Origin of the sequence: Halomonas halmophila, from assembly GCF_006540005.1 — a bacterium.
Lineage (GTDB): Bacteria > Pseudomonadota > Gammaproteobacteria > Pseudomonadales > Halomonadaceae > Halomonas > Halomonas halmophila.
Genome location: NZ_BJOC01000054.1, coordinates 1 through 7303 on the forward strand (window position 1 = coordinate 1; position 7303 = coordinate 7303).

Consider the following 7303-nt stretch of genomic DNA (forward strand, 5'->3'; position numbering starts at 1 on the left):
AGGCAATATCACCGTTGGAGCTCGCGAGGGGTGCCGGCGACAGGTCGAAGAGGGGGTCCGATGCCATGGATGGCATCGGTAGCGCCCAGGGAAGGGTTCACAGCGCCCCCTCGGAGACCTGTCGACGGATCAGCCCCGAGTGACATCTCTGATCTGCGGGGTTCCGGAGGAAGCTATAAGGCCATCGGCCCGGCAAAGCACCGCCAACATATGGCGCTGGCCCGATGAGCCACGTAAAATGGAGCGCGGCCATACATGGCCACTGTTCTCAGGGCGGGGTGAAAGTCCCCACCGGCGGTAATGGCAGCCTGTTGTTGCAGATCTGCCCAAGCCCGCGAGCGCCCGATATCGCTGCAGCACCACGCATATCGGGGTCAGCAGATTCGGTGAGATGCCGAAGCCGACGGTGATAGTCCGGATGGAAGAGAACGGCACCTTGGACGAGGCGACCCGTACTCGCGATGCCTTCGTGTCGCCAGTCACCACCGTCAGCCCGACGAGGGTTCCGCATGCCCTGATTCTGGTAACGTAATAGAGGCAGACCATGAATCAGTCGAATACCGCTCACTCCCCACGCATCGCCTTCATCCAGGCCAGCTGGCACGACGACATCGTCGGCCAGGCCCGCGAGGCCTTCATCGCCACACTCGCCGAACAGCATGGCATTGATAGCGGACAAGTCGAGGTCTTCAGCGTCGCCGGCGCCTACGAGATCCCCTTGCAAGCCAAGTTGCTGGCCAACAGCGGCCGCTTCGCTGCCATCGTCGGCGCCGGCTTCGTGGTCGATGGTGGCATCTATCGTCACGACTTCGTCGCCCAGGCGGTCATCGACGGCATGATGCGCGTCCAGCTCGACACCGAGGTGCCGGTGCTCTCGGTGGTACTCACCCCGCACCACTTCCATGAGCACGCCACCCACACGGCGTTCTTCCATGAGCACTTCGTGACCAAGGGCCGTGAAGCCGCCGCGGCCTGCGCCCTGACGCTGGATAACCTGCGCCAGGCGCGTCAGTTCCTCGGCGCCTGACCGGGACTCCCAAAAGAAACGCCGCCAGGTCACATCCCTGGCGGCGCTGCAGGCTTGAAATGCCGGAACGCTCCCGGCACGCGGAAGGACTTACTGCTTGAGCACGAAAGGATCCGTGTACTGGTCCACGTTCTCCTTGGTGATCAGCATGCAGTCAAAGAGCTTCTTCTCGCCGTCGAGGCCGGTCTCGCCGGTGCGGATAAACTTGTCCGCCATGCGCACGGCCTCTTCCGCAAAGATCGCCACCGGCTGGAGTACCGTGTAGGCCATTTCCCCAGCTTTGACCGCTTCCACGGCATCCGGCGAGCCATCGAAGCCGCCCACGACGACATCATCGAGCTTGCCAGCCTCTTTCAGGGCGGCGATTGCACCGAGCGCCATTTCATCATTGCCGCTGATCACGCCATCAACATCGGGGTTGGCCTGCAACATGCTCTGCATCTTGCTGTACCCCTGGGTACGATCCCAGTTGGCCACGTCCGAGGCGACCTTCTTCAGGCTCGGGTACTGGCTCAGCACCGTCTCATAGCCATTCGAGCGGGTCGCAGCGTTATTGTCGGAAGGTGCACCCTTGAGTTCAACATATGTTGCCCCATCGTCAACGCTCTGGACCCACTGTTGAGCCCCCAGCGCAGCACCCTGTGCGTTGTTGGACACCAACTGCGCCTTGGCCAAGCCCTTCTTATTAATCTCGGCATTGACGATGAACACCGGAATATCGGCATTCACCGCCTTGCGTACCGCGCCGATCGAGCCATCGGCGTTGGCCGGGTCAAGAATAATGGCCTCGGCCTGATTGGTGATCGCCGTATCGATCTGTCGGCTTTCCGTATTGGTATCCCCCTTGTGGGAACTCACGTTGGCCTCATAGCCCAACTCTTCGGCTGTCTCCTCGGCAATCTTGCCTTCGGTGAACCAATAGGGGTTCGAGGTATCATTGACGATGATCGAGATCAGCCCCTTTTCCTGGGCCGCGACGCTGCCCGCCATCAGCGGAGCCGTCACGGCGAGGGCTGCAATCAGCAGACGTTTTCCTTTCATGAACATAGTGATCACCCTTGGATCTTATGGTTGTGATGCCGGGTTCACGGCAGTGCTATCCGCGGCGGAGTCCGCCTGACGGGACTTGCCCTCTTCCTTGGAAGAGGAGTCTTGGCCGCCGGAAGACGTCGAGCTAGGCTTCCGGCCGCTGTACTGAATACTGTTGAGCAATACGGCGAGCACGATGACGGCGCCAGTGAAGACGGTCTGCCAGTAGGACGACACACCGATGATCACCAGGCCATCGGAGAGAAAGCCGATCACGAAGGCCCCGAGCAGGGTGCCTCGTACATTGCCGCGTCCCCCGGCCAGGGCCGCTCCCCCGATGACCACACCTGCGATAGCGGTCAGCTCATAGGTCGTACCGGCCGTCGGCCCGGCCGAGGTCAGCTGCGAGGACAGCACCAGCCCGGCGATGGCCGCGCAGATACCGGACAAGACATAGACCAAAACCTGTACGCGCTTGACCGGTACGCCGGACAGCTCCGCGGCTCGTGCATTGCCACCGGTTGAATAGACCCAGCGCCCGAAAGGCGTGCGGCTGAGTGTCAACCACACCGTGATCGCCACGGCAGCCAGCACCAGTACGCCGACAGGAACACCCAACAGACGATTGAACCCCAGCCAGGCAAAACCGGTATTACCGAGCTCCGGGCTGCCACCGAGGTTGTTGTAGGTCAGGCCGTCGGTCATCAGAAGGGCGACGCCGCGCGCCACATACAGCATACCGAGCGTCGCGACAAAGGCGGGCACCTTGAAGTAGGCAACCAGCACACCATTGATGACGCCGACCAGCGCCCCCATGGCGCAGGTCAAAATAACCACTGCCCAGACCGGTGGGTAGACCACCATCCCGAACATTTCGAAGGAGACGCCCTGCATCAGATAGCCGGCAAAGACCCCCGCAAAGCCCAGGGTAGAGCCGACAGAGAGGTCAATGCCGCCGGTCAGGATGACCAGCAGCATGCCGATCGATAGCAGGCCGAAAATCGCCACATGGGACGACATGGTCAAGAAGTTGTCGACCGAGAAATAGACCGGCGACAGGATCGAGAAGATCACGATGATCGTAATCAGGGCGAAGAAAGCGCGCCCCTCCAGCAACAGGCGCCCCAGATCGAAGCGCCCTGTTCGGGAGCCGGCAGTTTGGCTGGTATCCGTCATTATCATGCACTCCGCTATTGCTATTTATAAGGTTTACGCGGCCACGGATTCGCCCGAGGCGGCCATGATCTCAGCCTTGGTGACACCGGCCCCGAACTCCGCCACGATCCGCCCGCGGCTCATGACCAGGACGCGATGCGCGATACTCAGGCACTCACCGACCTCAGAGGTGGAAAAGACCACGGCAAGCCCCTGGCGGGCACCTTCGCTGAGTAAACCGAATACTTCCGCCTTGGCACCGATGTCGATGCCTCGACTGGGTTCGTCGAGCAATACCACCCTCGGGTTGGTCGCCAGCATCTTGCCGATGACCACCTTCTGCTGATTGCCCCCGGACAGTGACCCGATGCTGGCGTCACCGCCGTCGGTCTTGATATGCACATTGCGAATGGAAGAACTGACGACCTCCTGCTCACGGCCTCGAGAGGTAAAGAGCCCGCGCGTGAAGGCACCGATACTGGCCAGCGACAGGTTTTCCCCCACCGACATGGTCTGCACCAGGCCATCGCGTTGGCGGTCCTCGGGTACCAGCACCAATCCCTGCTCGATCCGCTCGGCAATGCTCAGATGCGACGCGTCCTGACCGCCAAGTTTCACTTGACCACTACTCAGCGGGATACGCCCCGCAACGCTCTCGAGCAGTTCCGTGCGCCCCGCGCCCATCAGGCCGTAGATGCAAACGATTTCGCCGGCGCGCACGTCGAGCGACAAATGGTCGACCGCCGAGCGTCCCGGCACGGTGGCATCCGGCACCGAAACATCGCGCAGCGACAAGGCCACTTCGCCCATTTCGTAACCAGTGGGCGGCGCGCCGAGATCGAACCCCTCACCGACCATGTTGCGCACGATCCACTCCAGATCGATATCGCAACGCGGCGCATACGCCGTCATGACACCGTCGCGCAGTACCACGGCGTGATCGGTGATCGTCAGCGCTTCCTCAAGGTGGTGGGAGATATAGACGATGGAGACGCCGCGCTGCTTGAGGTCTCGGATGACCTTGAACAGGACTTCCACTTCGGTGGCCGAGAGCGCCGACGTCGGCTCGTCCATGATCAGGATCCGCGAATTTGCCGAGAGTGCCCGGGCGATCTCGACGATCTGCTGCTGGCCCAGACGCAACTCCTCGACCGGCGTCAACGGGTCGATAGGCTCGTCGAGCTCTTCCATCAGCAGTCGCGTCTGACGAGCCTCTTCGGCATAGTCGACGCCGGCGGCACCGCCCAGCTCACGTCCCATGAAGATGTTGTCGCGCACGCTGAGGTTCGGCGCCAGACTCAATTCCTGGTGAATAATCGAGATACCCCGTTGCTGCGCCTCACTAGTCGAGGCGAAGCTCACCGGCTGTCCCTCGAGCAGAATGTCGCCGGAAGTAGGGCGCATCACGCCCGAGAGTATTTTCATCAATGTCGACTTGCCGGCGCCATTCTCACCAAACAGGGTGGTGACCTGGCCACGGTGCACATCGAAGTTGACCGCTTTCAGGGCGTGGACCTGGCCGAAGGACTTGGCGACATGGCGCGCCGAAAGGATCGCCTCGCCGGCGGCCTCCTCCGAGGACATAGTAGCGTTATGGCTCATGACTGATTCGTCCTTCATGAAGGGGCTCGCTCACTGCACGCTCAAGCTGACGGGTGTCACGAGCCAGTTGTTCGGGTTGATCAACTTGAAGGCGCCGGTCACCGAGACACGCTTACCGCTCAAGGCATCGGTATCGATATCCGCCAGCACCTGGGCCTTCATCGCATCGTTGATCGCCGCACCGGCATTCTGGTATTCGATCTGGTTGGTAAAATCACCGAACTCTATATCGCCAGTGGCGTCTCGCAGATCGGTACCATTGATGGCTGGCCCCGTCTGCACGCGGATTGTCAGGTCATCGGGAACGCCTTCGACGTCGACCGAGTAGATGCCAGCTTTACCGTCGCCGACCACCCCGGTGAAGGTCACGGGGACCACCGGACCGATGCCAGCGGATACGCCATAGCGTTCCCCGGCCGCCGCCTTGTCTTCGGCAATGGCCGTTGCCAGCTTGCTTGCCGGGACAGCTCGTTTTTCGACACTGTCGCGTATGACAGGGAACTGCTCGGTGCCATAACGCTCAGCAGAAAACCCTTCTTCCTGTTGTGAGCCAATCGGCACCACCGTGGTATCCAGTGCCATGACCACCAGCACGACGACCGCCACAGCTATGATCGTGATAGGGCCGCGCCTTTTTCCATTGCGGGGCAGCGGCCCTGCATCGACTCGTGAACTCATGATGAAACGACCTCTTGTTGTTCACTGGCTCCCCTCCCCCGAGGAGCCAGGCATGGCACCTCACTCACCAGGGATCAGCACGACCTTGAGGGCTTGCTTATCGTGCTTCATCAGCTCGATGCCGTCGTGAAAGCGTTCCAGGGGAAGCTTATGCGTCACGACACTATGCGTCGGGCAGTCGCCATTCTCGATACCTTCGATCACCAGCGGGTAGCAGTAAGGCCCCAGGTGAGCGCCCAGCACATCCAGCTCCTTGCGATCACTGATGATGCTCCAGTCCACTGTCACGGGGTCCTTGAACACGCTGAATTCCACGAAGCGGCCGAGCTTGCGCAGCATCGAAAGCCCTTGCTCGACCGACTTGGCCGCTCCCGTGGCTTCGATGAAAATGTCACAGCCATAGCCATCGGTCATTTCCTTGACGATCGACACGGCATCATCCTCGGCAGGGTTCAGCACAACATCGGCGCCAAATTGCTTGGCCAACTCCAATCGTTCGGGGTTCAGGTCCAGGACCACGAGCTTGGAAGGGCCAGAGTTCTTGATCGGGCCAATCATGCCCAGGCCCAGAGTGCCGGAACCGGCCAGCACGACCACATCACCCAGCTCGATCTGAGCGCGCTTGACGGCATGCATCGAGCAGGCATAGGGCTCGATCAGCACGGCTTGCTCCATCGGCATAGCGTCCGGCAGCTTATGGTTGACGGCTTCAGCCGGGAACTTCATGTAGTCCGCCATGCCACCATTGACGTTGTGCTGGAAGCCATAGACATCATGCCGTTCGCACATCCAGTACTGGCCACGATGGCAGAAGCGACAATCCCAGCACGGCACGATCTGCTCGGAGATGATCCGGTCGCCAATCTCGAACCCTTTGGCACCAGGCCCCATCTTGACCACATGACCAATGAACTCATGTCCGGGGATCATCGGCGCCTTGATGTAAGCCGGTTGCTCTTCGTTCCCCCAGAAACTGGGCGCGCCTTCGAACGCCTTGAGATCACTGGCACAGATGCCACAGGCTTCCACCTTGATCAGGATTTCTTTTTCACCGACCTCCGGTACCGCCACCTGCTCCAGGCGGTAATCCCCCGGGGAATAGGCCACGATGGCGCTCATGGTTTCGGGGATAGCGGTGTCCGCCGGGGCGGATGGAGTGTGATTATCGTTCATGGGGCCTCCACTGAGCTGGCGCTTGGAATTATCATTTGATCTTGCATTGCTCAAATGAATTAACACTTTTCAGTGTAGTAGGGTCAATAAACTTGGCATCTTTTTCGCCTAATACTTTAGGCGAACACCTATAAATATCTGTTTATTATGCATTAATGCTGAAGAAAGGAGATGGCTCCTAAAGTAGACGGCATTCGGCGCTGCCCTATAGGGCAGCGTTCACGGAGCAGAAGCATTGATCATATGAACAGAGAGGCTTACTCGGGCTTGGCCGCCGGGGTCGCCTCATCGAGACGCAGGATGGTATGCGCATTGGTGACACTGGTCGCCAGCGTATCGATGACACCCGTTCTGAGCGCCCCCAGAATGCCGGCCGCCTTGGTGTTCTCGCTGGCAATGGCAATGACATCGGGGATGCGCGCCAGATCCGCGATGGTCAGCCCGATAACGCGCCCCTGCATGGACGTGAGCGCTGATTGGCCATGGAGATCGATGAAGTCGTAGCCCATCATGTCACCCACCGTGCCCGACAGACGCGCCTTGGCAATCTCCTGGGGCGAGAACCAGCCCATGCGCACCATGTTGCTGTCCTCGCTGAGGTCTCCCACCCCGATCAAGGCAGTATCGGCCCGCCGTGCG

Annotated in this window: 7 protein-coding genes and 1 riboswitch; of the genes, 1 reads left to right on the forward strand and 6 read right to left on the reverse strand. The window is 60.4% G+C overall.

The window, feature by feature from the left end:
• Positions 1 to 260: 260 nt before the first annotated feature.
• Positions 261 to 434, forward strand: a riboswitch (FMN riboswitch).
• A gap of 110 nt (positions 435 to 544) precedes the next feature.
• Positions 545 to 1027, forward strand: coding sequence for a 6,7-dimethyl-8-ribityllumazine synthase (locus HHA01_RS14340; protein ID WP_141321910.1), 483 nt, complete (start codon positions 545 to 547; stop codon positions 1025 to 1027).
• Between the two features lie 90 nt (positions 1028 to 1117).
• Here the strand turns inward: HHA01_RS14340 and HHA01_RS14345 are convergent, their stop codons facing one another.
• The 6 genes from HHA01_RS14345 to HHA01_RS14370 form a co-directional block, all read right to left on the reverse strand.
• Positions 1118 to 2074 (reverse strand): D-ribose ABC transporter substrate-binding protein, encoded by a 957-nt coding sequence (locus tag HHA01_RS14345; protein ID WP_141321912.1) that lies wholly within the window; start codon positions 2072 to 2074, stop codon positions 1118 to 1120.
• Positions 2075 to 2092: 18 nt separating this feature from the next.
• Positions 2093 to 3232 (reverse strand): ABC transporter permease, encoded by a 1140-nt coding sequence (locus HHA01_RS14350; RefSeq protein ID WP_174787742.1) that lies wholly within the window; start codon positions 3230 to 3232, stop codon positions 2093 to 2095.
• Between the two features lie 33 nt (positions 3233 to 3265).
• Positions 3266 to 4813 carry a sugar ABC transporter ATP-binding protein gene (locus tag HHA01_RS14355; RefSeq protein ID WP_246053921.1) on the reverse strand — a complete coding sequence of 516 codons (1548 nt, stop codon included), beginning with the start codon at positions 4811 to 4813 and terminating at the stop codon, positions 3266 to 3268.
• Positions 4814 to 4843: 30 nt separating this feature from the next.
• Positions 4844 to 5491 (reverse strand): DUF2291 family protein, encoded by a 648-nt coding sequence (locus HHA01_RS14360; protein WP_141321916.1) that lies wholly within the window; start codon positions 5489 to 5491, stop codon positions 4844 to 4846.
• A 60-nt stretch (positions 5492 to 5551) separates the two neighbouring features.
• Positions 5552 to 6664 carry an alcohol dehydrogenase catalytic domain-containing protein gene (locus tag HHA01_RS14365; protein ID WP_141321918.1) on the reverse strand — a complete coding sequence of 371 codons (1113 nt, stop codon included), beginning with the start codon at positions 6662 to 6664 and terminating at the stop codon, positions 5552 to 5554.
• A gap of 257 nt (positions 6665 to 6921) precedes the next feature.
• On the reverse strand, positions 6922 to 7303 hold a 382-nt coding region (locus HHA01_RS14370; protein ID WP_281285707.1), incomplete at its 5' end, for a sugar-binding domain-containing protein.

Excerpts from the sequence above, each read along its gene's own strand:
- HHA01_RS14340 (WP_141321910.1), top strand. The coding sequence starts at position 545 with ATGAATCAGTCGAATACCGCTCACTCCCCACGCATCGCCTTCATCCAG.
- HHA01_RS14345 (WP_141321912.1), bottom strand. The coding sequence starts at position 2,074 with ATGTTCATGAAAGGAAAACGTCTGCTGATTGCAGCCCTCGCCGTGACG.
- HHA01_RS14350 (WP_174787742.1), bottom strand. The coding sequence starts at position 3,232 with ATGACGGATACCAGCCAAACTGCCGGCTCCCGAACAGGGCGCTTCGAT.
- HHA01_RS14355 (WP_246053921.1), bottom strand. The coding sequence starts at position 4,813 with ATGAGCCATAACGCTACTATGTCCTCGGAGGAGGCCGCCGGCGAGGCG.
- HHA01_RS14360 (WP_141321916.1), bottom strand. The coding sequence starts at position 5,491 with ATGAGTTCACGAGTCGATGCAGGGCCGCTGCCCCGCAATGGAAAAAGG.
- HHA01_RS14365 (WP_141321918.1), bottom strand. The coding sequence starts at position 6,664 with ATGAACGATAATCACACTCCATCCGCCCCGGCGGACACCGCTATCCCC.